The following is a 21,700-nucleotide window of genomic DNA, read 5'->3' as shown; positions in this document are numbered from 1 at the left end:
GAGGGAGTCCGGCGGTTAAGGTGGAGGGGTGACCCTTAATCCTGCACCTGCCCTCCTCGACCTGCGCCAGGACGTCGCCGTGCTGACGGCCGCACTCATCGACATCAACAGCGTCTCGGGCAATGAAACCGTACTTGCCGACGCCGTTGAGTCGGCATTGCGCGCGATACCCCACTACTCGGTCATCCGTGACGGTGACGCGATCATCGCGCGGACAGAGCTCGGCTGTTCGGAGCGCGTCATCCTCGCCGGCCACTTGGATACCGTCCCACTGCCTACGGTGGAGGGTTCGCTGGGCACCGTCCCGGCCACGTGGGAATCGGGCGTTCCGGGTGAAGGTGTGTTGTATGGCCGTGGCACCACGGACATGAAGGGCGGCGTCGCCGTGCAGCTGGCCCTGGCGGCAACACTGTTCGACGACGGCCGGCAGCCGGAGCGGGACGTCACCTTTGTGTTCTACGACCATGAGGAAGTTGAGGCCGTCAAGAGCGGGCTGGGGAGGTTGGTTCGCAACCACGGCGATCTGCTTGACGGCGATTTTGCGATCTTGCTCGAGCCCACGCATGGCACGGTGGAGGGCGGCTGCAACGGAACAAGCCGCTTCCATGCCACCACCATCGGTGAAACGGCACACTCCGCGCGGGCGTGGATGGGCAGCAACGCCATCCATGCCGCAGCCCCGATCCTCGCCCGTCTGGCCGCTTATGAGCCCCGGACCATCAACGTTGATGGCCTGGACTACCGCGAGAGCCTTAACGCCGTGAAGATCAACGGCGGGACGGCCGGCAACGTCATTCCAGACCGTTGCGTGGTGGAGATCAACTACCGCTTTGCGCCGGACAAGACACCTGATCAGGCCGAAGCCCATGTCCGCGAGCTCCTTGAGGGGTTCGATGTCGTCCGTACCGATGCCGCTGCCGGCGCGCGTCCCGGACTCAACCACCCCGCTGCCGCGTCCTTCGTGGCCGCAGTGGGTGCCGAGCCCAAGCCCAAATACGGGTGGACCGACGTCGCGCGTTTCAGCGAGTTGGGCATCCCGGCGGTGAACTTCGGACCCGGCGATCCCCTGCTCGCGCACAAGGACAATGAACACGTCGACGCCGATGCTGTCCGTGAGTGCCTGCGTGCACTCAGGACGTGGCTGGGGCAGTAGCCTCTCAACGCGCGCACGGCCCAACTGAGTCGCAATTGTGCGCGTTTTGACCGCTCAAAACGCGCACAATTGCGACCTACTTGGGTGAGTGGGGGCAGACACATGAAAAGAAGGTCCGCAGCCTGGTGGCTGCGGACCTTTCTCTTGGTGCGTGTTGGTTTGGACTACTTCTTCTCGCGACCAGGCACTTCGGTTTCGGAGACGGGAGCGTTCACGTCAAGATCGACTGTCTTGATGGCGGAGGCCATGCCGCCCGCCGCCTTCTTGGAACCGCGGCGTTCAATCCAGATGGCGATCCGTGACACAGTCAGGTTGATCAGGATGTAGATAGCCGCACCTACGAAGAACGCGGGGAAGAGGAAATCCGGGCCCAGGAAGTCGGCCATGATCTGGATTTTCCGCAGGAGTTCCTCGTAGCCCACGATGTAGCCGAGTGAGGTGTCCTTGAGCAGTACCACCAACTGGGCAACCAGGGACGGCAGCATGCGACGGACAGCCTGCGGGAACTCGATGATCATGCGCGACTGAAAGCTGCGCAGGCCGATCGCCAGGCCGGCTTCGCGTTGGCCCCTGGGGAGGGACTGGATGCCTGCGCGCAGAATCTCGGCGAAGATGGCTGCGTTGTAGAGCACCAGGCCCGCGACGACGGCGGTGAACTGCCCTGTGGCGAACACCAGCAGGACGAACAACATCATGAGGACCACGGGCATGCCGCGGAGGAACTCGAGGACAACCTGCGTCGGTACGCGGATCCATGTGATCAAGGAGATGCGGAGCAGGCAGAGGGCGATGCCAAGGGGGAAGGCAATGGCAGCTGCCACCGCTGCCGCCACAAGGGTTGAAACAATGCCCTGCCCGATCAGGCTCCAAACATCAGGAGCCATGGGGCCGTAAAAGATCTCCCAGCGCTCGGCGTCGAAGATGCCTTGCTGTGCCAGTGTCATGACCGCGATGGCCAGGACACCCACAATGATCAGGATTCCGGCTACGGATCCCAGCATCGAGTAGAGGCGGGCCTTGGGCCCGGGGACGTCGTACAGGACCGAGGTCATCGGGCAATCGCCACCTTTCGTTCAACAAAGTGCGCCAGGAGGCCCAGAGGCACGGTGATCAGGAGGTAGAAGAACGCCACGCCGAGCAGGACCCACAGCACCTTGTCGCCGTAGTCGTTGGAGAGCTGGCGGCCGTAGCCAAAGAGCTCAAGCACAAAGAATGCACCGGCTACCGACGAGTTCTTCACCAGGGCGATGACGATGTTGATCAACGGTGGCACCACCGTGCGGAGTGCCTGGGGGAGGACGATGAAGCCGAGGACCTGGGTGAAGGTCATGCCGACGCTTCGGGCGGCTTCTGCCTGTCCCACCGGGACGCTGTTCACGCCGGAACGGACTGCTTCGGCAACAAACGCGGCCGTGTAACTGCTCAAGGCAATGATGGCAGCGACTTCGAACTGGTCGAACTTCACGCCAAGCCGCGGCAGGACGATGGCGGAGAAAAAGAAGATGATCGTGAGAGGGGTGTTTCTTGCGACTTCCACGTAGAACATGCTGAAGCCACGGAGGGCAGCTACGGGAGAAACCCGCATGGCCGCCAAGAGTGTCCCGACAACGAGGGCGATAAGTCCGGAAATGACAGAGAGGTAGAGGGTACGGAGGAATCCGTCCCAGTATTGGGGGAGGCTTTCTATGACGGCGTCCATGGCTTCCTTCGGCTGCAGCTAATCAAGGAACGGGTCCTGGGTTCAGAAACTGCCGCCGTCCAAGGGACGAACGGCGGCAGTTTGCTGGACTCCTGACTAGTAACGGTCGATGGTGGGCAGCTCAGGAGCGGTCTTGATGACCTTTCCAGCCGTTGCTTCCCAAGCCTTCTTGTAGGTGCCGTCCTTGGCGAATTCCTCCAACTGGTCATTGATCCAGTTACGGAAGACGGTGTCGTCCTTCTTCAGGCCGATGCCGTAAGGCTCCTTGGTGAAGGTTTCGTCAGAAGCGAGCTTGAAGGCATCCGGTTCCTTGTCGACGTAGCCGGCGAGGATCACGTTGTCGGTGGTGACAGCTACAACCTGCTTGTTGCGCAGGGGCTCAAGGCACGCGGTGTAGTTCGCGGCCGGAACCAGCTCAGCACCGTACTTCTCCACGATGGTCTTGGCCGGGGTGGAGCCGGTGACGGAGCAGACCTTCTTGCCGGTGACGTCTTCAGGCTTGGTGATGGAGTTGTCGTCCTTGTTCACCAGCAGTGCCTGGCCTGCTTCGTAATAGGGTCCTGCGAAGGAGACCTTTTCCTTGCGGGCGTCGTTGATGGTGTACGTGGCGATGACGATGTCGACGCGGCTCTGTTCGATGAACGGTTCGCGGTTCTGCGACACGGTCTCTACCCACTCGATCTTGTCGGCCGTGATGCCGAGCTTGGCCGCGATGGCCTTGCCGATCTCCACGTCGAAGCCGACGGGCTTGCCGTCCAGGCCCTTCTGGCCGAAGAGGGGCTGGTCGAACTTGGTGCCGATGGTGATCTTCTGGGCCTTGTTCAGTTTCTCCATCGTGGTGCCGGCCTCAAAGGTGGCAGACGCGACGGGGGGTGTGGTGGAGCCACTGCCCCCACCACAAGCGCTCAGCGAGAGTGCCAGTGCAGCAGATGCGGCCACCAGGAGCGACTTCCTCCGGGTAATAAAAGCCTTCATGACATTCCTTTCATTGGTTGGCCGCTGTCGGCCTGGGTGCGGTCCTTGCGGGCCTGGGTGCGGGTCAGCAAGGAGCTAGTGGGTCAGAAGCTTGGACAAGAAGTCCTTGGCACGGGTGCTCTTGGGATTCGTGAAGAACTCTTCAGGTGTTGCGTCCTCCACGATCTGGCCGTCCGCCATGAATACGACGCGGTCGGCTGCCTTACGGGCAAAGCCCATCTCGTGCGTGACCACGATCATGGTCATGCCTTCCTTTGCGAGTTGGATCATGACATCCAGGACCTCGTTGATCATTTCGGGGTCCAAAGCGGAGGTTGGCTCGTCGAACAACATCACCTTCGGCTTCATGGCAAGAGCACGGGCAATGGCCACGCGCTGCTGCTGGCCACCCGAGAGCTGGGCCGGAAGCTTGGGAGCCTGGTGTCCGACGCCCACGCGTTCCAGGAGAGCCATGGCCTCCCGCTCCGCCGTGCCCTTGGCAACGTTCTTCACCTTGATGGGACCCAGCGTGACGTTCTCGAGGATCGTCTTGTGGGCGAAAAGGTTGAAGGACTGGAAGACCATTCCGACGTCGGCACGCAGGTGTGCGAGTTCCTTGCCCTCTTCCGGGAGCTTCTTCCCGTCGATCGAGATGTCGCCGTCGTCGATCGTTTCCAAGCGGTTGATCGCACGGCACAAAGTGGACTTACCAGAGCCTGAAGGCCCGATCACCACCACGACCTCACCCTTCTTGACCTGAAGGTTGATGTCTTTGAGAACGTGCAATTGACCGTAGTGTTTGTTGACGCCATTCAGGGAGACGAGCGCATCGCCGGACACGTGAGTAGTCATAGGACGAATCTAGCGAACAAAGGTCCAAATATGACTACGGTCACGGCAAGTTCCCCCAGATCGTGACTGAACAGAAACCTGCTCCCCAGCTATATACCAGACTGCAATGCAACATCAGGGCCCGTGAAACGGCACACCCTGATATCCGCGCTAGCCTTGGGCAATGAGCATCAGCCAGCACCCAGTTCCCCACCCGGATGCCAACGGACGCGTTGGAAGCAGCAATGTGCCCCTTCCTTCCGAAATTGCGCCTGCCAAGCACAAAGGTCCTTTGGAGCTTCGACGCAAACAGGCAGACACGGGGATGTCCGATCAGCATTTGCTGGACACGAGTGGTGCCGGTCAGTTCATCCACACTGATCCATGGCGCGTCCTTCGCATCCAGAGCGAATTCGTTGAAGGCTTCGGTGCCCTGGCAGACATCGGGCCTGCCGTGAGTGTTTTCGGTTCCGCACGCACCAGGCCCGGCTCCGAATACTACGAGATGGCCGTGGACGTCGGACGCAAACTGGCCGAGGCCGGCGTCGCCGTGATTACCGGCGGTGGTCCCGGCTCCATGGAAGCTGCCAACAAGGGCGCCGTGGAGGGCAACGGAGTTTCGGTGGGCCTCGGTATCGAGTTGCCGTTCGAGCAGGGCCTCAACCAATGGGTGGACCTGGGCATCAACTTCCGGTACTTCTTTGCCCGCAAGACCATGTTCGTCAAATACGCGCAGGGCTTCGTTGTACTCCCCGGTGGGCTCGGTACCTTGGATGAGCTCTTCGAAGCCATGGTGCTGGTCCAAACGCGCAAGGTGACGTCGTTCCCGATTGTGCTGTTGGGCGTCCGGTTCTGGGGTCCGATGATCGACTGGATCCGCGACACGTTGGTGGCCGAGGGCATGGTGTCCGAGAAGGACCTGGACCTGATCCAGTTGGTGGATGATCCTGCCGACGCCGTCCACAGGGTTCTGCATGGGGCTCCGCTGCCGAGCCCCATGGGGGAGCAGCGACCGGAGTAAGGGTCCGTTTCTGGCACGATGGTGGCTGTGAGCTTTTTCCTGGTGTTTCTCGCGATCGTCCTCATCGGTGCCGCCCTGTACCTGGGAGCCGGGATTGTCCGTGGACGGTCGATGGGTGCGGGCCTTGATGAGCCCGTACCCAACCTTCCTCCCGTGCTGCTGCCGGCGGACGCGAAGGCTTCCGACATCGACGGCCTGCGATTTGCCTTGGGGCTGCGGGGTTACCGCATGGACCAGGTGGACCAGGTCCTTGATGAGCTTCGCGACCAACTGAAGGCCAAGGACCGTGAGATTGAGCGGCTGAGCGCCCTGCTCCGGCCTGGACTTGATGACGGCGACACCAAGCGGACTGCGCCGTGAGCCCACCCGCTCCATCCACCACGCCTCCCGGGGGACCCGCCGAGCGGTTATCACGCGGCATCTCAACGGCAACTGCCAAGGTTGCCCGCTGGCCGTGGTGGTTGCAGGTTGCTTTGGTCTTCGTGGCGGCGCGGCTGGTCAGTGCCTGCATCTTCATGGCGGCAGCCGTTCACCAAGGGGTCAATCCCTGGTTCCCGCCGGCGCCCGACTACTGGAACTTCATCACCATTTGGGATGGCCGCTGGTATCAGCAGGCGGCGGAGGGCGGCTACCCTTCGGAATTGCCGGTGGACCAGAACGGGGTGGTCAAGGAAAACGCCTGGGCATTCTATGCCTTGTTCCCACTCCTGGGTCGTGGCCTGGGCGCCATCACAGGGTTGGGTACGCTGCAGGCGCTGACTGCCATCGCCATGGTCGCAGGACTCGGTGCGGCGTTGGTGATCTTCAAGCTCTTCCGGGAAGTCGCGGGCATACGAACCGCGATGTGGGGAGTCGTTTTCGTCTCCACTTTCCCCGTCTCGCCGATTCTGCAGGTGCCCTATGCCGAGTCCCTGAACCTCTTGCTGCTCTCGGCCTCCTTGCTGCTTGTGGTGCGGCGACACTACCTGGCCGCAATTCCGGTGGTCCTCCTGATGTGCTTGTCGCGGCCCACCGGAGTGCCGTTCGCCGCCATGCTGGGTCTCCTCTTGCTGTGGCGGCTGTGGCAACGGTTCGGCAGTCGCGCGTCATCGCCGCTGCGGGACGGGCGTACGACGTCGGCCCGGGGCTTGGTCGCGCTGGGAGCCTTGGTGCTGGCCGCAGGAATCGGAGCATTGGCCTGGCCGGCGATCGCCTGGGCAGTGACCGGGGACCCGACTGCCTACACACGAACAGAGACAGCATGGCGCGGCCACGATCTGGTGCCCTTCAAGCCGTGGTTCGACACCGGCCGGATGCTGTTCGGTCCGGTCCTTGGAGTCCTCGCCCCCTTTGTGTTCGTCGGATTGTTTGTCCTCGTGATGATGTCCGGGCCGGTGCGGGCACTGGGAACAGAACTACGATTGTGGTGCGCCTGCTACATGGGCTACCTGTTGGTGTTCCTGCATCCCCAAACAAGCACTTTCCGGATGCTGTTGCCCCTTTTCCCGCTGGCACTTGGGGCGGCAATGCTTTCAAGGTCGAAAGCGTACCGGGGGACCGTCGTAGTGATGTTCCTCCTGCTCCAGATTGTCTGGGTGGTGTGGCTTTGGGCCTGGGCCCAATTGCCCGGCGGCGGCGACTATCCGCCGTAAGGCAGCGGCCGTAATTACTCCATTGATTCGCTACGGGCGGGTAAGTACGGGATAATGGAATACGAGCAAGGACAAAAGCACGTAAAAGTGCCCGGCCAAGGCGGCCTCCCAAGCGTTGCCGCCGGCTGCAATTGCGACGCTGATCCAGCCCGGCCGGGTTGGGCGTGACTTGGGACAAATGGAGGGGATTTTCCTAATGGCGGCTATGAAACCACGTACTGGCGACGGCCCTATGGAAGTAACCAAAGAGGGACGCAGCCTGATCATGCGTGTGCCGCTCGAAGGTGGAGGGCGGCTTGTGGTCGAGCTCAACGCCACCGAGGCGGAGAACCTCAAGGAATGCCTCGTGGGTGTTACCGAATAGTTTCACAGGGCAGGGCACGGCTGGAGCCGGTGCCCTGCTTTTTTGTTTAAGAACGGTGCCTTTGTTGAGGCACCGTTCTTAAATGGGTGTCGATTTAGTAAATGCCTATTTTTTGACGGCCACCAGGAGGCCATCGCCCGTGGGCAACATTGCCGATGCCAGACGATCGTCATCGCGAATGGATTTGCCTACCTGGCGAAGTACCACCGTTGTGGAGTCACGGGCCGCCGGGTTGGAGACACGGTCTTTGTCCAGCGCGTCATTGATGACCAAGGTCCCACCCGATTTGAGCAGGCGCACCGCTTGTTCCACGTAGCCCGGGAAATTGGGTTTGTCCGCGTCGATGAATACGAGGTCGTAAGCCGAATCCGTCAGGCGGGGCAGGACATCGGCGGCGCGGCCGGAAATGGTTCGGGTCCGGTTGGCGGGGCTGCCTGATTCGAGGAAGGCCTCGCGCGCGGCCTTGAGGTGCTCCACATCGACGTCGATGGTGGTGAGGACGGCCTGGGGACCGAGGCCGCGCAGGAGGCAGACGCCGGAAACCCCTGCACCAGAGCCGACTTCCACGACCGTCTGGGCCTTGGAGGCCGCCGCGAGCACGGTCAGTACTGCTCCAACTCCCGGACTGATGGGTGTTACGCCGAGTTCGAAAGACCTTTCGCGGGCGCGCAGCAAGACGTCGTCCTCAGCAGGCAGATCTTCTGCATAGGACCAGCTGGTGGACTTGTCGGCACTCATGAAGGCTTCGCTTTCCGCGTGTAGGGGTTTCTGTACCAGAGTACTGTGTCCGGCGCTCCACAACGGGCGTCCGTGGACCCTTGGGTGACTGTGTCTGCAGTGGTGTTTCGCCCTGCGTGGAATGAATGCATTAGTCAGGAAATTCCCAGACAAGCTTGGGATGATGATGCTCCGGTCATCCACGCGGTGGGCGGCACCGAACTACTTACGGTGAACCACAGTTTGAGGGGAGTGGACGATGCCGGCATCGCATGCTGCGCCTGTCCAGACATCGGAAAGCCTGGAGGCCGTTACTGACTGGGTCATGCCCAGCTGGGAGGAAGTGGTTTCGAACCATTCCGCCAAGGTCTATCGCCTTGCCTATCGGCTGACCGGGAACAAATTCGACGCCGAGGACCTCACCCAGGAGGTGTTCGTGAGGGTTTTCCGCTCGCTGGAGAACTTCAAGCCCGGAACCCTGGATGGCTGGCTGCATCGGATCACCACCAACCTCTTCCTCGATCAAGCCAGGCGCAAGAGCCGGATCCGCTTCGATGCCCTTGCCGAGGACGCCGAGTCACGGCTGCCAGGCCGTGAGCCCGGACCCGAGCAGAGCTTCGAGCACAACAACCTGGACCTGGACGTCCAACGCGCCTTGGAAGAATTGCCGCCGGACTTCCGCGCCGCCGTCGTTCTTTGCGACCTTGAAGGCCTGTCCTATGACGAAGTAGCTGAGGCGCTCGGAGTAAAGCTGGGTACCGTCCGGTCCCGCATCCATCGCGGCCGCACCATGCTCCGCGAAAAGCTCGCCCACCGTGATCCGCGGTCCACCGAATCACGCAAGCCACGACTCAAGATGCCACGCATCGCCAGTATTCTCTAGGTCGTCGATGATCCGACGCAACCGTCGTCCGGGAGCTTTGACCCGGCGCCCGCTGGCTGCCCTGCGCCATAACAGGACTCCTGAGCATCTGCAGGAGTGCCTGGAATGCCGCATGGCGTTGAATCGCGAACGGCAGTACTTGGAACGCCTCCGTGGTGCGGCCGTACCCGAGGCCAGCCAGGACCTCACCGCACGCCTGCTGCAGCATACGCAGCGCCTCGCGAACCAACCGGACATCGTGCCCTTGCAACCACGCTCCCAAAGTGTTGGGTGGCGGAGCCTGCGCATGGTTGGCGCAGCCGCCGGCACCCTGATCCTCAGCGCTGGTGCCTTGGCCGTGGCAGCCTATGCGGTGGCCGGTGATCCTGCAGCGCAAACGCGCGTGACTGCAAGCGCGGACGCCGCTGCGCTCGCCGGCTCCCTCGCCGGCGGACGCGCCGAGCCCGTTGCAGCTCCCGATTTCCGCCCTGGCAGCCCGGCGACCTTGACCTCCGCGCAGCTGGAAGCGCTGAGGGACCAAGGATGGGCCTGCCCGGAGCTTGCCGGCTTGGGCTTTGAAGTTGTCTCCGCACATGCCACGGTAGTTAACGGCCACCCTGCCGTGGAGCTCAGGCTGGAGAGCAACGGTCACTATGCCACTGTTGTCGAGGAACACCTGGATCCGTCCGGGCCGTCCGGGGAGGCATCTGCTTCGGCCCAGCTGTCTGTTACCCAGGGGACGCCGTGGGAAGCCGTTTACCGGACGTCCGCGGCGGTACTCACGTACGCATCGGACTTACCTGCGGAGAAGGCTGACGACGCCGTGCCGGAGCTCGTCCGGGCCGGGGACTCCATGAACGGCCAAGCTGAGGTGCAGGACACCGAAACATGGTCCGAACGGCTGCTCCGCGGTCTGCGGATGTTGCTCCGCCCCGCTGGTTTATGAGCCCAACCACAGACAAGGTAATCTTCGTAGCGTGTTTGGAATCAACGGCCCGGAGTTCATACTCCTTCTGATTATCGGCGTACTCGTCATCGGTCCCAGCCGTTTGCCCGAATACACGCAGAAGCTCGCCAACCTCGTGAAGGAAGTGCGCAGGATGGCGTCCGGCGCGCGTGAGCAGATCAAGGAAGAAGTCGGCATCGACATCGACGACGTCGACTGGAAGAAGTACGATCCCCGCCAATACGATCCCCGACGCATCATCAAGGATGCCCTCCTGGACGACGATTCCAAGCCGGTTAACGCGGGAGCCCCTGCGGTGGCCGCCGCAGCAGCAGCCGTTGGTACCAGGCCGAAGGCCCCTGCACGGGTCATTGAACGCCTGGCCGAAGGCGAAGCCGCACCTTTCGATACGGAAGCGACCTAAGGGCCTAACGCGGCTGGATCCCCAGAGGCATCCCGGCCAAGCCACGCGGCCGTGTAGCCAGCCTGCCCGCGATGTCGTGCAGCGCTGTCGCTGCTGCTGTTGGGCTCGCGGCGAGCACCACGGGCTTCCCTGAGTCCCCACCTTCGCGCAACTGGATGTCCAGCGGAATCTGGCCCAACAGCGGCACGTCGCTGCCCACAGCGGCGCTCAGCCGCTCAGCCAGGACGGCACCGCCGCCACTTCCAAACAATTCCATGCGACCGCCGTCGGGCATTTCCAGGAAGGACATGTTCTCGATGACGCCGGCCACCTTCTGTCCCGTCTGGGTGGCGATGGTCCCGGCGCGCTCCGCGACATCGGCGGCTGCCGCCTGTGGGGTGGTTACCACGAGGATCTCGGCGTTGGGCAGAAGTTGCGCCACCGAGATGGCGATATCACCGGTGCCGGGAGGCAAATCGAGGAAGAGGGCATCCAGGTCGCCGAAGTAGACGTCGGTGAGGAACTGTTCCAGGGCGCGGTGCAACATGGGCCCGCGCCAGGCGACGGGCTGGTTTCCGGCAACGAACATGCCGATCGAGATGACCTTCACGCCGTAGGCCACCGGCGGCAGGATCATGTCGTCCACCTGTGTTGGCTTCTGCGTGATGCCCATAAGCGCCGGAACCGAAAAACCGTGAACGTCGGCGTCCACAATGCCGACGCGGAGGCCCTGGGCAGCCAGTGCCGTAGCCAGATTAACGGTGACCGATGACTTGCCCACGCCACCTTTTCCGCTGGCCACGGCGTAAACCTTGGTCAAGGAACCTGGCTTCGCGAAGGGGATCCCACGCTGCCCTCCGGGGCCGCGCAGCTGTTCCTTCAGGGCTTCGCGCTGGGCCTGGGTCATGACCTTGAGCTCCACCTCTACACCGGTAACCCCGGCTACACCGGACAACGCCCTGGTGGCGTCCTCGGTGATCGTGTCCCGGAGCGGGCAGCCGGCAATGGTCAGCAGGACCGATACCCGCACGTTACCGTCAGCGTCGGCGGTGAGCGAGTCCACCATCCCGAGCTCGGTAATGGGGCGCCGCAGTTCGGGATCAATGACGGTGGCCAGGGCAGCCTGAAGCGCCTCATCTGATGCAATGGTCATTGGCTCAGGCCCGGCTTTCGGGGTTCTCCGGAGGGGCCGTTTTGGTGCTCGACGGCTGTGTACCGGAACGGCGGGGACGGACCCGGGGGATCTGCTGCGTGCGCGGACTCCGCGATTTGTCGCGTTTCTCCTTGAGCTTTTCCTTGACCTTCTCCGCGGGAGATTCACCGCCCTCGGCAGCGGTCCCGCTCTCGCGGAGTTCCTCCTGCGCATCAATGATGTCTTCCAGCAGGCTACGGAGCTCAGCGCGGACGTAGTCACGAGTGGCCACTTCGCGCAGGGCGATGCGCAGGGAAGCCAACTCCCGGGTCAGGTACTCGGTGTCGGAGAGGTTCCGTTCGGCGCGCTGGCGGTCCTGTTCCAGCGAGACGCGGTCGCGGTCGTCCTGCCGGTTTTGGGCAAGAAGCAGGAGGGGAGCGGCGTAGGAAGCCTGCAACGACAACATCAGCGTCAGGAGCGTGAAGCCAAGTTCCACGCGGTCGAACTGCCAGTCGGTAGGCGCAAACGTATTCCACGCGAGCCAGAACACACAGAAGATGGTCATATAGAGCAGGAACTGCGGCGTGCCCATGAAACGTGCGAAGCCCTCGGTGGCAATGCCGAAGGCATCCGGGTTCGGTGAGAACTTGGGCAGGATGCGTTTGCGTCCGCTCAGGGGAGTATCGAGGCTGCTGCTCGTGCGCCCTGTGGCTTTGGGGGAACGGGTGGCGTTGATATCAGCCAATGCGGCCTCCAAGTCTCCTTATAGGGGCGTCATCCTCGTGGGCGCGCCAGTCATCCGGCAACAGGTGATCCAGCACGTCATCAACAGTCACCGCCCCCACAAGGCGTCCGTCGTCATCGACGACGGGAAGCGAGTTGAGGTTGTAGGTGGCCAGGGTGCGGGCTACTTCGCTGATATGGGCCTGGTCGGAGACCGGCTCCAGGTTCTTGTCCACGAGGTTGCCCAGCGGCTCCGGCGGCGGGAAACGCAAAAGCTGTTGAATGTGCACGACCCCCAGGAACCTGCCCGTGGGTGTCTCCAGCGGGGGACGGGCAATGAAGATCGATGAAGCGAGCGCCGGGGACAACTCCTCGCGGCGCACGTGGGCAAGCGCTTCGGCCACGGTGGCTTCCGGCGGCAGAATCACCGGTACCGGGGTCATGAGCCCGCCGGCGGTGTCTTCGTCGTATTCCAGGAGCCGCCGTACGTCTTCGGCTTCCTGGGGTTCCATGAGCTGGAGCAGTTCCTCGGCCTGGGCGGAGGGCAGCTCGGCGAGCAGGTCTGCAGCGTCGTCGGGATCCATCTCTTCCAGGACGTCGGCAGCGCGCTCGACGTCCAGGGCGGAGAGAATCTCCACCTGGTCGTCTTCGGGAAGTTCCTGGAGGACATCAGCAAGGCGCTCATCCTGCAGTTCGCTCGCAACCTCGAAACGGCGCTTGTCGCTCATTTCCTGCAGGGCTTCTGCAAAGTCGGCCGGTTTGAGGTCTTCGTGCGTGGCGACGAACTGGGTAGCCGCCTGGGGCTCGTTGCGGGCGCCCGTCTGGGCATCGGCCCAGTCAATGATGAGGGTCTCGTTGCGGCGCAAGCGGCTCAGTGGAGACAGCGAGTGGCCGCGGCGGACGAAGAGCTTGCTGACGAACCAGTCCTTGGACCGGTGCTGGTCCATGGCGATGTCTTCGATCGTGGCGTCCCCGCTACCGTCGGCAAGGGTCACCCGGCGGTCGAACATTTCGGCCACCACCAGTGTTTCGGCGCCGCGCTGTTCGAATCGGCGGAGGTTCACCAGCCCTGTACAGATGATCTGGGTCTGGTCGATGGACGTGATGCGGGTCATGGGCACGAAGACGCGCTTCTTGCCGGGAACTTCCACCACGATGCCAACGACGTGCGGTGCTCCACGCGTTCCCCTCGAGAGCACGACGACGTCGCGCAGCCGACCAAGACGGTCGCCCAAGGGGTCGAACACGTCCAGACCGAGTAAGCGCGCGACAAAGACGCGGGAGGGATGTGAGCTCATGTTTACAATCTACCGAGTCTGCTCTCTTTTAGCTGAATTCCAGCCGCTTCACATGTCAATGCGACACAATGGGGCTATGTCTAACATTTTTGGTGCTCCCAAAGCAGTTGAGGAATCCCGCAGTGTCCCCCAAGGCGACACCGTGGGCTCATACACCTCGTATTTGGACGCCCAGAAGGCGGTGGACTACCTGGCGGACCAGCAGTTCCCGGTCCAATTGGTGTCGATCGTAGGCAATGACCTCAAGATGGTGGAACGGGTCACCGGGCGCCTCAGCTACCCGCGCGTTGCCCTGTCCGGCGCCTTGAGCGGTATGTGGTTCGGCCTCTTCGTGGGTGTCATGCTCTCCTTCTTCACTCCCGCGGGAGGGCCCTTCTCCATCATCACCTCGGTCCTGATGGGTGCTGCTTTCTTCATGCTGTTCGGCATCGTCACGTACGCCACACAGCGTGGAAAGCGTGACTTCACGTCCACCAGCCAGGTGGTAGCCACCAATTACGACGTCATCGTTGCCTTCGAGGCAGCGCATGAGGCACGCAGGTTGCTCCAGCAACTTCCGATGAACCCGTCGCAAGCAGCCGCCGGCCAGATGCAGAACTACAACCCGCAGAACTTTCAGCAGCCCGGCCAAGGACCCGAACGCCCCTCCACCTGGAACGACCCCTACGGCCAGCGCGGCAACGGTGAGGCAGGCGCGCAGAATTCGTCCAATGGCCAGACGGGCCCGCAGCCGGACGGCCAGGCTCCCGCCGGTGGACAGCCGGCCCACACCCCTGCTCCTTCATCCATGCGCTACCCGGACCTGCCGGACGGCCGCCCGCAGTACGGCGTCCGGGTGACCGAGGGCCAGAACACCCCGCAGCAGGACGGCCAGCAGCCCGCCAACGGCGACGCGTCGAAGCAGTAGCGCCAACAAAAAGAAGGCCGTCGGAGCTTGAATCACAGCTCTGGCGGCCTTCCCTTTTATGGGGGAGTGCGCTTAGCCCTGGGCGTCCTGGTAGATGCCGGCCATCCACGACTCGACGTCGTCGGCCTTGCGGGGCAATGCTGCGCTCAGGTTGACGGGGCCGTCTGCGGTCATGAGGATGTCGTCCTCGATCCGCACGCCGATGCCGCGGTACTCCTCCGGAATCGCGAGGTCCTCGTTCTTGAAGTAGAGTCCCGGCTCGATGGTGAACACCATCCCCTCGGTCAGGACACCGTCAAGGTACAGCTCACGCTTGGCCTGTGCACAGTCGTGGACGTCCAGTCCGAGGTGGTGGCTGGTGCCGTGCGGCATCCAGCGGCGGTGCTGCTGTCCTTCAGGGCTGATGGCCTCTTCAACGGAAACCGGAAGGAGTCCCCACTCGGCGAGCCGCTCGGCGAGGACGGTGGTAGCGGCGGTGTGGATGTCGCGGAACTTCACGCCGGGGCGGGCAGCTGCGAACCCGGCGTCCGCGGCGTCCAGGACTGCTTCGTAAACCTTGCGCTGCACGTCAGTAAACGTACCGTTGGCAGGAAGAGTGCGGGTGACGTCTGCCGTGTACAGGGAATCGGCTTCCACACCGGCGTCCAGCAGCAGGAGGTCACCGGCGTTGACTTTGCCGGTGTTGCGGTTCCAGTGCAACACAGTGGCGTTGTTGCCGGAGGCTGCGATGGTGTCGTAGCCGAGTTCGTTGCCTTCCTCACGGGCGCGGGCAAAGAAGGCACCTTCCACCACGCGCTCGCCCCGCTGGTGCGTGAGCGCACGGGGAAGGGCCCGGACGACGTCGGCGAATCCCTCCACGGTGGAGGCAACGGCGATCTTCATCTGCTCGATCTCCCACTCGTCCTTGATGAGGCGCAGTTCGGAGAGGGCCTCGGAGAGCTTCTCATCCAGGGCATCAAGTTCGCCCAGGTCAAGGTTCTCGGGATCCTTTGCAGTGTTGTAGCGTGCCGTGTCCACGAGGGCGTCGATGTTCTCGTCAACCTTGCGGACCAGGCGGATGGAAATACCCCCGATCTCCGGTGCGCCTACGTTCTTGGTGATGGCCACCTCAAGTTCGGAGATGTGCGCGGTGGCCAGGCCGAGCCGGGCTTCGAACTCAGCCAGCGTGGGGCGGGGACCGATCCAGAACTCACCGGCACGCGAGTCGGCGTAAAACTGTTCGGTGTCCCGGCCAGCCAGGGGACGGAAGTAGAGAGTGGCAGTGTGGTGCCCGCCGTCGTCGCCCTTTCCTTCAGCCACCGGCTCAAGGATCAACACAGCGTCCGGTTCGTGGTCCAGGCCAAGGCCCGTAAGGTGAGCGAACCCGGAGTGCGGACGGAAACGGTAATCGCAGTCGTTGGAGCGGACCTTCAGTGGACCTGCCGGTATGACGAGCCGTTCGCCCTTGAACAGTTCGGAGATGGCACGACGGCGGCGTGCGGCGTGGTCTGCGACGGCGTCACGCGCAGGGGTCACCTGCGGGGCGGGCGCCCAGTTGCTCGCCATGAATGCCTTGAAGGCATCGGACGTTGGCCTCTGCGAACGGTTGTTGACGCGTTCCTGCAGGGGCTGGGAATCTGTGGTTTCGGCGTATTGGGTGTTTTCGGCATCGTTCACCGTTACATCGTCCCACCAGTTCCATGAGGAGGCCAACGGCGCAACACAGCAACCGGGCGCACATCCCATAGGCTGGGAAGGTGAGGATAGACCTGCATGCGCACTCGAATGTTTCCGACGGAACCGAGACACCCGCCGGGGTGATCATTTCGGCTGCCACCGCAGGCTTGGACGTCGTGGCGTTGACGGACCATGATTCCACCGACGGCTGGGAACAGGCCGCCGCCGCTGCGAAGGAACATGGTGTTGCGTTCGTCCCCGGCATGGAAATTTCCTGCCGCACGGATCAAGGGATCAGCGTGCACTTGCTGAGCTACCTTCACGACCCCACGCACCCCGGCCTCCTGGAAGAGATCACCAAATCCAAGGATGCCCGTCTGACCCGTGCCGAACGCATGGTGACATTGTTGTCGGAGGATTACCCCTTGACGTGGGACGACGTCATCCACCACGTTACCCCCGGTGCCACTGTCGGGCGTCCGCATATTGCTGATGCCTTGGTGGCGGCCGGCGTGGTGTCGGACCGCTCCGAGGCGTTCACCACCATCCTCACTTCACATTCGCGCTACTTCGTGCAGCACTATGCGCCTGACCCGGCTGTCGCCGTCGAGCTTGTCCGTGCTGCCGGCGGCGTGCCGGTGTTCGCCCATCCGGTGGCATCCTCGAGGGGCCGCATCGTGGGGGAGCGCACCTACCGGGAGATGATCGACGCCGGATTGCTGGGACTGGAGATCGAGCACCGGGACAACCCGGAGGAGGGACGCCGGTTCCTGCGCGGCTTGGCGTCTGAACATGACCTGCTCATCACCGGTTCATCCGACTACCACGGTGCCGGCAAGCCGAACCTGCTGGGAGAAAACCTTACTTCGCCGGAGGCCATGGCCCGCATCGAGGAGCTGGCGACCGGAAGCACGGTCATACGCTGAACTGTGCTTATTCCGTGAACTGCGGTGCCGTTTGGTGAAACGCCGCTTTGCTTCCCAAGCGCTTGCGCATGACCTCAATCGCTTGCTCGTTCTGGTCCACGCAAACGAATTTCCGGCCGAGCTTTCCTGCGACAGCGCCCAGTGTTCCTGAGCCGGCGAAAAAATCGAGGCACCAGTCCCCTTCGCGGCTTGAGGCGGTGACGATCCTCCGGACCAGGCCTTCAGGCTTTTGCGTCGGGTACCCGGTCTTTTCGCGCCCGGTGGGCGAGACGATGGTGTGCCACCAGACGTCCGTGGGCAGTTTGCCCAGTTCGCGTTTCGCCGGTGTGACCAGCCCCGGAGCCATGTAGGGTTCCCGGTCCACTTCGGCGTTATCGAAGTGGTACTTGGCGGGATTCTTCACGTACACCAGGATGTTGTCGTGCTTGGTGGGCCAGCGGTTCTTGGCACGGGCGCCGTAGTCGTACGCCCAAATAATCTCATTGAGGAAGCACTCCCGGCCAAAGATCGCGTCGAGCATCACCTTGGCGTAGTGCACCTCGCGGTAGTCCAGATGCAGGTAAAGGGTTCCGTCCTCGGACAGCAGCCGCCACGCTTCCACGAGTTTGGGTTCCAGGAAGGACCAGTAATCGCTGAAAGCGTCGTCGTAGCTATGCAGGGCGCCTTTGATGGTGTCATACGAGCGGCCTTTGAAGCCCACGCGGTCACCGTCGCCGTCCGCGTTGCGGACCATGCGGGTCTCCTGGCGCCGCTGGACCCGTCCAGTGTTGAAAGGCGGATCGACGTAGATGAGTGTGAAGGCGCCGTCCGGCAGCGTAGGGAGGAACTCGGCATTATCCGCGTGCACCACCATGTTGCCGCCGTCCGGCGCCCAAACAGTTTCAGTCATTGACGGCTTTAGGCCTCGCCGGTGCCCGACTGGGCGCTTGCGGACCCTCCGGACACCACTTCGCCGTTGCGGCGGCGGGTGCGGGTACGCCGTGTCCGTGCAGGTTTCTCGGCGGCGTCTGCCGTTGCGGTGCCGGCAGAACCGTTGGCAGGGGCTGCTTCGGCATCGGAAGTACGACGCCGGCGTGTGCGGTTGCGGCCGCCCTCGCCCTTTGTCTCGGTGCCGGCTTCGCTGGACTTGCCCGAGCGTTCACGGCCGCCGTCCCGTGAACGGCCACGACCGCCGTCGCGGCCTGAACCGCCGGACCGGGAGTTCTTCTTGCCGGTCTCGCCAAGGTCCTCCAGTACTTCGGCCTCGACCCCTGCAAGCGTGCGCTTGCTGCGGGGGAGCCGGCCCTTGGTACCTTCGGGGATGTCGAGGTCCGTGTAGAGGTGCGGCGAAGATGAATAGGTTTCCACGGGCTCCGGAACATTGAGTCCCAGGGCCTTGTTGATCAGCGCCCAGCGGGGAACTTCGTCCCAGTCCACGAACGTGACGGCTGTGCCCTTGTTGCCTGCACGGCCTGTGCGGCCCACGCGGTGGAGGTAGATCTTCTCGTCTTCCACGCACTGGTAGTTGATGACGTGCGTGACGTCTTCGACGTCGATGCCACGCGCGGCGACGTCGGTGGCCACCAGGACATCCACCTTGTTGTTCCGGAATGCCCGCAGTGCCTGCTCGCGGGCACCCTGCCCCAGGTCGCCATGGATGGCCGCGGCTGCGAAGCCGCGATCCACGAGTTCCTCGGCCACCTTGGCGGCGGTGCGTTTGGTCTTGGTGAAGATGACGGTCCGTCCGCGGCCCTTTGCCTGCAGGATACGCGCCACAACCTCGATCTTGTCCATGCTGTGCGCACGGTAGATGAGCTGGCGGATGTCGCGCTTGGTCATGCCTTCGTCGTTGGGGTCGGCTGCCCGGATGTGGGTGGGCTGCGTCATGTAGCGGCGGGCCATGGCGATGACGGGTCCGGGCATGGTTGCGGAGAACAGGAGCGTTTGACGTACTGCGGGAGTGCCTGCAATCAGCGTCTCGACGTCGGGCAGGAAGCCAAGGTCCAGCATTTCGTCGGCCTCGTCGAGGACAACCATCTTGACATTCTTGAGGCTCAGGTGCCGTTGCTTGTAAAGGTCGATCAAACGGCCCGGCGTACCAACAACAACTTCCACGCCCTTCTGCAATGCCTCGATCTGGGGCTCATAGGCGCGGCCTCCGTAGATCGTGGCGATGCGGGCGTTGCGTTTGCGGGAGGCTGTCTGGAGGTCGTTGGCCACCTGCACGGCGAGCTCGCGGGTAGGCACGATGACCAGGGCCTGGGGTGCGCCCTGGACAGCGAGCTTGGCGTAGCCGGGATCGTCGCGTCCTTCAACCCTCTGCAAGGCCGGAATGCCGAAGCCCAGCGTCTTGCCGGTACCGGTCTTGGCCTGCCCGATGATGTCGTGGCCGCTAAGGGCCACCGGCAGGGTCATGGCCTGGATCGGGAAGGGGTGCGTGATGCCGGCGTCAGCCAAGGACTCGACGATGTCCGCGCGGACGTTGTAGTCGGCGAACGTTTTTTCCTCGATCTCGTGGGGCGTCTCGTCCGAGGTGATGGTTTCCTCGGGCTCGATGGACTCGGTACCGGTGGCGTCCGTCAGGACTTCATGGGTGTGCAATTCACTCACAGGGAGTTTCCTTATTCATTTGGGCATTGGCGCTCCATGCTCAACGGGGCGGCGGAGCCTGACCGGAGCACGAACGGGCGCGCAAGCATTTCCAGTGGAAGCCGATCGCGGGCTATCTAAGTACTGGCACTGGGGACCAGCGGGCACATCTCAAGATCGCGTAGGGGCGGGCTTGTTGAGTTCAAAAATTAACTGAATCAACGACCGGGCATCCATTACTACAGGGCCAGTCTATCCTCTGCTGGTCCCAAACCCCGGATCGGAGGCCGTGGCACCCGCCAGGCGACGTTACGGGAGCAAGGCGAAACGTATCTCCCGGCTGGCGATATCGGCCTTCAACAGACGAACCCGGACCTTCGTTCCGGACTCCAGCTCACCGTCGCAGCGGGCGGTTACGGCAGGTTCGGCCAACTGGATGACCCCGTACGGCCCACTGCCGTTCCCGTTCCCGTTGCCGTTGCCGTTGGAGGGCTTCGATCCGGAGATGACGACGGCGTCGAATTCCTCACCGATGTGGTTGGCCACCAGGGCCGCTTCCACCGTGTCCAAGGCCAAACGTTCCAGCCGTCCTGCCAGCTGATCCGAGGCCGCCATGATCTCCGGTAGGGAAGGCAGGGCTTCACGGGCCCAGCGGGGGATCTCGTGCCCGTTGCTGAGGGCCTCGCAGATCACCAGGACAAAGCGGTCGATAAGGCGCCGCAGCGGCGCGGTCGTGTGGGCATAGGGTGCCCCGATGGCGGATTGGACGACGTCGGCGGGAACGTCGCCATCAAACGGTGTGTAGCCGGCGCCGCGGAACAACGTGCCAGCTGAGTGCAGGATGGCAAGTTGCTTGGGATCGGAGGCATCCAACGTCCGCAGGTATTCGCCGTACGTGATTTCTCCGTCCCAGGGTTTCCCCAGGGCCGTCGTCTGCCGCTTGAAGTGCAGCAAGGACCTCTCGTCGGGTGCCGGCATGGTGCGCAGGATCCCGACTTTTCCGTCCAGCATCAGCTGGGCGGCCGCCATCCCGGTCATCAGGGAAATTTGCGCGTTCCAGTCCTCCACAGGAAGGGAGGGTGCTGCCGCGATCCTGTATCCGCCACCACCGGTTGCCTGGACGATTTCCTGCTCCGGCATGTTGAGGCTTGCACCTCCGCGCCGGCGTTCCAGTTCAACGCGCTTCAGTCCGACTTCCTTAAGGAGCTGCAGAACCTCCGGGGCGGTACCGGCGTCGATTTGTTCCTGGGCTCCCTTGTAACTCAGCTTTGCCCGGCTCCGCACGGCTGCGCGGGCCACCGTCATCGTGGTGACTTCCGCTGCAGCGTCCAGCTCGAAGTGCCAGACGAATGCGCTGCAGTCTTGTTCGGCCAGGAGGCTCCCGGCGTTCTCGCTGATGACTTCCGGGTGCAACGGGATGCGGCCGTCAGGAGCGTAGAACGTCTGTCCGCGCAGCCGGGTTTCGGCGTCCAATGCCCCACCGGGAGCCACGAAGGAGGGCACATCGGCAATGGCGTAAAGGACTTTGTACCCTTCGCCGGCCCGCTCAATGAACAGTGCCTGGTCCAGGTCGGTGGACGTGGCAGGATCGATGGTCACAAAAGGAACATCGCGCAGGTCACGATCAGGCAGTTTGAGTTTTTCCACCGCTTCCCGGGCTTCCTCAACAGCCTCGGCAGGGTACTGGCCCGGCAGCTCCAACTCGGTCCGCAGCGCAGCAAACGCATCCGCCAGCTGGTCCGTGGAATCGTCGACGTTGGGTGCTATCCGATGATGTGACACGAAAGTCAGATTAGCCCGAAATCGGCGGATAGTCTTGGATGCTTCTATATTCGTCAAGTGGCGGACGTAGAATCTTGAGATGGCCTTCAGATCGCTTCTTCCTGGCGAAGTCCTCATTATGAGAACT

Annotated in this window: 22 protein-coding genes; 10 read left to right on the top strand and 12 right to left on the bottom strand. The window is 63.0% G+C overall.

What is annotated here, in order from left to right:
* Nucleotides 1-28: 28 nt before the first annotated feature.
* A complete protein-coding gene (gene dapE, locus AB0N65_RS07305; RefSeq protein WP_364159652.1) occupies nucleotides 29-1,153 on the top strand; it encodes a succinyl-diaminopimelate desuccinylase in 1,125 nt (374 codons plus the stop codon).
* 164 nt (nucleotides 1,154-1,317) lie between these two features.
* On the opposite strand, the gene AB0N65_RS07300 is transcribed toward dapE, so the two are convergent.
* The 4 genes from AB0N65_RS07300 to AB0N65_RS07285 form a co-directional block, all read right to left on the bottom strand.
* Nucleotides 1,318-2,205, bottom strand: coding sequence for an amino acid ABC transporter permease (locus tag AB0N65_RS07300; RefSeq protein ID WP_364159650.1), 888 nt, complete (start codon nucleotides 2,203-2,205; stop codon nucleotides 1,318-1,320).
* Nucleotides 2,202-2,852 carry an amino acid ABC transporter permease gene (locus AB0N65_RS07295; protein ID WP_364159648.1) on the bottom strand — a complete coding sequence of 217 codons (651 nt, stop codon included), beginning with the start codon at nucleotides 2,850-2,852 and terminating at the stop codon, nucleotides 2,202-2,204. Before AB0N65_RS07295 ends, AB0N65_RS07300 begins: the two co-directional genes overlap by 4 nt.
* A 96-nt stretch (nucleotides 2,853-2,948) precedes the next feature.
* Nucleotides 2,949-3,827 (bottom strand): glutamate ABC transporter substrate-binding protein, encoded by an 879-nt coding sequence (locus tag AB0N65_RS07290; protein ID WP_364159646.1) that lies wholly within the window; start codon nucleotides 3,825-3,827, stop codon nucleotides 2,949-2,951.
* Nucleotides 3,828-3,902: 75 nt separating this feature from the next.
* Complete coding sequence (locus tag AB0N65_RS07285; RefSeq protein WP_364159644.1) at nucleotides 3,903-4,658, bottom strand: amino acid ABC transporter ATP-binding protein; 756 nt, start codon at nucleotides 4,656-4,658, stop codon at nucleotides 3,903-3,905.
* A 163-nt stretch (nucleotides 4,659-4,821) separates the two neighbouring features.
* Here AB0N65_RS07285 and AB0N65_RS07280 point away from each other — a divergent pair, with 163 nt between their 5' ends.
* The 4 genes from AB0N65_RS07280 to AB0N65_RS07265 all read left to right on the top strand — a co-directional run bounded on the left by AB0N65_RS07280 (nucleotide 4,822) and on the right by AB0N65_RS07265 (nucleotide 7,653).
* Nucleotides 4,822-5,658: a TIGR00730 family Rossman fold protein gene (locus tag AB0N65_RS07280; RefSeq protein WP_364159642.1), complete on the top strand. Its 837-nt coding sequence runs from the start codon at nucleotides 4,822-4,824 to the stop codon at nucleotides 5,656-5,658.
* A gap of 18 nt (nucleotides 5,659-5,676) precedes the next feature.
* The gene (locus AB0N65_RS07275; protein WP_364159640.1) at nucleotides 5,677-6,018 is read left to right on the top strand and encodes a DivIVA domain-containing protein; all 342 of its coding nucleotides are present in this window, start codon (nucleotides 5,677-5,679) and stop codon (nucleotides 6,016-6,018) included.
* A gap of 59 nt (nucleotides 6,019-6,077) precedes the next feature.
* The gene (locus tag AB0N65_RS07270) at nucleotides 6,078-7,289 is read left to right on the top strand and encodes a hypothetical protein (protein ID WP_364159997.1); all 1,212 of its coding nucleotides are present in this window, start codon (nucleotides 6,078-6,080) and stop codon (nucleotides 7,287-7,289) included.
* 196 nt (nucleotides 7,290-7,485) lie between these two features.
* Entirely contained in the window at nucleotides 7,486-7,653 is a 168-nt protein-coding gene (locus AB0N65_RS07265; protein ID WP_364159638.1) for a DUF3117 domain-containing protein, read from the top strand.
* A gap of 105 nt (nucleotides 7,654-7,758) precedes the next feature.
* Here AB0N65_RS07265 and AB0N65_RS07260 read toward each other — a convergent pair whose 3' ends face one another.
* Entirely contained in the window at nucleotides 7,759-8,391 is a 633-nt protein-coding gene (locus tag AB0N65_RS07260) for an O-methyltransferase (RefSeq protein WP_364159636.1), read from the bottom strand.
* A gap of 238 nt (nucleotides 8,392-8,629) precedes the next feature.
* On the opposite strand from AB0N65_RS07260, the gene sigE reads away from it, so the two are divergent.
* From sigE to AB0N65_RS07245, 3 genes are read left to right on the top strand one after another with little or no spacing between them, the layout of a single operon-like run.
* Nucleotides 8,630-9,253 carry an RNA polymerase sigma factor SigE gene (gene sigE / locus AB0N65_RS07255; protein WP_364159634.1) on the top strand — a complete coding sequence of 208 codons (624 nt, stop codon included), beginning with the start codon at nucleotides 8,630-8,632 and terminating at the stop codon, nucleotides 9,251-9,253.
* Between the two features lie 7 nt (nucleotides 9,254-9,260).
* Nucleotides 9,261-10,178, top strand: coding sequence for a hypothetical protein (locus tag AB0N65_RS07250; RefSeq protein ID WP_364159632.1), 918 nt, complete (start codon nucleotides 9,261-9,263; stop codon nucleotides 10,176-10,178).
* A gap of 31 nt (nucleotides 10,179-10,209) precedes the next feature.
* Nucleotides 10,210-10,602, top strand: coding sequence for a Sec-independent protein translocase TatB (locus tag AB0N65_RS07245; RefSeq protein ID WP_364159630.1), 393 nt, complete (start codon nucleotides 10,210-10,212; stop codon nucleotides 10,600-10,602).
* Between the two features lie 4 nt (nucleotides 10,603-10,606).
* On the opposite strand, the gene AB0N65_RS07240 is transcribed toward AB0N65_RS07245, so the two are convergent.
* The 3 genes from AB0N65_RS07240 to AB0N65_RS07230 are packed head-to-tail and all read right to left on the bottom strand — an operon-like array spanning nucleotide 10,607 to nucleotide 13,734.
* Nucleotides 10,607-11,734, bottom strand: a complete 1,128-nt coding sequence (locus tag AB0N65_RS07240) for an Mrp/NBP35 family ATP-binding protein (protein WP_364159628.1) — start codon at nucleotides 11,732-11,734, stop codon at nucleotides 10,607-10,609.
* A 4-nt stretch (nucleotides 11,735-11,738) separates the two neighbouring features.
* On the bottom strand, nucleotides 11,739-12,470 hold the full coding sequence (locus AB0N65_RS07235) for a DUF1003 domain-containing protein (protein WP_364159626.1): 732 nt from the start codon (nucleotides 12,468-12,470) through the stop codon (nucleotides 11,739-11,741).
* Complete coding sequence (locus AB0N65_RS07230; protein WP_364159623.1) at nucleotides 12,451-13,734, bottom strand: CBS domain-containing protein; 1,284 nt, start codon at nucleotides 13,732-13,734, stop codon at nucleotides 12,451-12,453. The genes AB0N65_RS07235 and AB0N65_RS07230 overlap by 20 nt, the downstream gene beginning before the upstream one ends.
* 76 nt (nucleotides 13,735-13,810) lie before the next feature.
* Here AB0N65_RS07230 and AB0N65_RS07225 point away from each other — a divergent pair, with 76 nt between their 5' ends.
* Entirely contained in the window at nucleotides 13,811-14,641 is an 831-nt protein-coding gene (locus AB0N65_RS07225; RefSeq protein WP_364159621.1) for a general stress protein, read from the top strand.
* Between the two features lie 72 nt (nucleotides 14,642-14,713).
* On the opposite strand, the gene AB0N65_RS07220 is transcribed toward AB0N65_RS07225, so the two are convergent.
* On the bottom strand, nucleotides 14,714-16,297 hold the full coding sequence (locus AB0N65_RS07220) for an aminopeptidase P family protein (RefSeq protein WP_364159619.1): 1,584 nt from the start codon (nucleotides 16,295-16,297) through the stop codon (nucleotides 14,714-14,716).
* A gap of 80 nt (nucleotides 16,298-16,377) precedes the next feature.
* Between AB0N65_RS07220 and AB0N65_RS07215 the strand changes: the two genes are divergently transcribed.
* Complete coding sequence (locus AB0N65_RS07215; RefSeq protein WP_364159617.1) at nucleotides 16,378-17,223, top strand: PHP domain-containing protein; 846 nt, start codon at nucleotides 16,378-16,380, stop codon at nucleotides 17,221-17,223.
* A 7-nt stretch (nucleotides 17,224-17,230) separates the two neighbouring features.
* On the opposite strand, the gene AB0N65_RS07210 is transcribed toward AB0N65_RS07215, so the two are convergent.
* The 3 genes from AB0N65_RS07210 to AB0N65_RS07200 form a co-directional block, all read right to left on the bottom strand.
* Nucleotides 17,231-18,112 carry a DNA methyltransferase gene (locus AB0N65_RS07210; protein WP_364159615.1) on the bottom strand — a complete coding sequence of 294 codons (882 nt, stop codon included), beginning with the start codon at nucleotides 18,110-18,112 and terminating at the stop codon, nucleotides 17,231-17,233.
* 8 nt (nucleotides 18,113-18,120) lie between these two features.
* On the bottom strand, nucleotides 18,121-19,812 hold the full coding sequence (locus tag AB0N65_RS07205; protein ID WP_364159613.1) for a DEAD/DEAH box helicase: 1,692 nt from the start codon (nucleotides 19,810-19,812) through the stop codon (nucleotides 18,121-18,123).
* Between the two features lie 288 nt (nucleotides 19,813-20,100).
* The gene (locus AB0N65_RS07200) at nucleotides 20,101-21,573 is read right to left on the bottom strand and encodes an RNB domain-containing ribonuclease (RefSeq protein WP_364159611.1); all 1,473 of its coding nucleotides are present in this window, start codon (nucleotides 21,571-21,573) and stop codon (nucleotides 20,101-20,103) included.
* Between the last annotated feature and the right edge of the window lie 127 nt (nucleotides 21,574-21,700).

The sequence above is a fragment of the Paenarthrobacter sp. NPDC089322 genome, from assembly GCF_040684895.1.
In the GTDB taxonomy this organism is placed as follows: domain Bacteria; phylum Actinomycetota; class Actinomycetes; order Actinomycetales; family Micrococcaceae; genus Arthrobacter.
This window is presented reverse-complemented; position numbering and strand designations above follow the sequence as displayed.

Coding starts and splice junctions, on each gene's coding strand:
- AB0N65_RS07225 (WP_364159621.1), top strand. CDS start 13,811: ATGTCTAACATTTTTGGTGCTCCCAAAGCAGTTGAGGAATCCCGCAGT.
- AB0N65_RS07300 (WP_364159650.1), bottom strand. CDS start 2,205: ATGACCTCGGTCCTGTACGACGTCCCCGGGCCCAAGGCCCGCCTCTAC.
- AB0N65_RS07230 (WP_364159623.1), bottom strand. CDS start 13,734: ATGAGCTCACATCCCTCCCGCGTCTTTGTCGCGCGCTTACTCGGTCTG.
- AB0N65_RS07250 (WP_364159632.1), top strand. CDS start 9,261: ATGATCCGACGCAACCGTCGTCCGGGAGCTTTGACCCGGCGCCCGCTG.
- AB0N65_RS07260 (WP_364159636.1), bottom strand. CDS start 8,391: ATGAGTGCCGACAAGTCCACCAGCTGGTCCTATGCAGAAGATCTGCCT.
- AB0N65_RS07240 (WP_364159628.1), bottom strand. CDS start 11,734: ATGACCATTGCATCAGATGAGGCGCTTCAGGCTGCCCTGGCCACCGTC.
- AB0N65_RS07285 (WP_364159644.1), bottom strand. CDS start 4,658: ATGACTACTCACGTGTCCGGCGATGCGCTCGTCTCCCTGAATGGCGTC.
- AB0N65_RS07265 (WP_364159638.1), top strand. CDS start 7,486: ATGGCGGCTATGAAACCACGTACTGGCGACGGCCCTATGGAAGTAACC.
- AB0N65_RS07295 (WP_364159648.1), bottom strand. CDS start 2,852: ATGGACGCCGTCATAGAAAGCCTCCCCCAATACTGGGACGGATTCCTC.
- AB0N65_RS07290 (WP_364159646.1), bottom strand. CDS start 3,827: ATGAAGGCTTTTATTACCCGGAGGAAGTCGCTCCTGGTGGCCGCATCT.
- AB0N65_RS07280 (WP_364159642.1), top strand. CDS start 4,822: ATGAGCATCAGCCAGCACCCAGTTCCCCACCCGGATGCCAACGGACGC.
- sigE (WP_364159634.1), top strand. CDS start 8,630: ATGCCGGCATCGCATGCTGCGCCTGTCCAGACATCGGAAAGCCTGGAG.
- AB0N65_RS07275 (WP_364159640.1), top strand. CDS start 5,677: ATGGTGGCTGTGAGCTTTTTCCTGGTGTTTCTCGCGATCGTCCTCATC.
- AB0N65_RS07210 (WP_364159615.1), bottom strand. CDS start 18,112: ATGACTGAAACTGTTTGGGCGCCGGACGGCGGCAACATGGTGGTGCAC.